Genomic DNA, 441 nt, shown 5'->3' with positions numbered 1-441 from the left:
CCTGGATGAAGGCGTCGTACTGCGCGCGATCCATCGGGCAGTTGATGTAGTCGGCGCCCGTGCCCCCGGGCCCGACCTTGTCGTAGCGCGACTGGAACCAGGCCTTGCCCATGTCGATCGAATCGCGGTGCACGATCGGCCGTCGGGCCGCTGCGGCGCCTGGAGGTGGAGCCGGGCTCCGAGCCAGCGCCGGCCCCCGCCGCGACGCCCCTGCCGGCGGGGCTCGGTTCGACGCGCGGCGCCTGAGCGAAGCCCGAATCCGCCATCCCCGACTCCGCCATCACGAAGGGAGCAACCGGATTCGGTTCGAGGCGCCCGCACGCGACACCGAGACGACGCCACTTCGAAGCCGGACGCGCCGCGGCTCGGCCGATGCACGCACGCGACACATCCGAAACCCCTGTAGATGACGATGGTCGACACGAACGAGACAGTCACCGG

Annotated in this window: 1 pseudogene; it reads right to left on the bottom strand. The window is 70.7% G+C overall.

From position 1 onward, the window contains the following. A pseudogene (locus MKK54_RS14645) lies at positions 1-148 on the bottom strand (FAD-dependent oxidoreductase); the annotation flags it as partial. Positions 149-441: the final 293 nt, after the last annotated feature.

The sequence above is a fragment of the Methylobacterium sp. J-068 genome, assembly GCF_022829445.1.
Taxonomy (GTDB): domain Bacteria; phylum Pseudomonadota; class Alphaproteobacteria; order Rhizobiales; family Beijerinckiaceae; genus Methylobacterium.
Note: the sequence above shows the minus strand (reverse complement) of the source record. Positions and strands in the feature narration are given on the sequence as shown.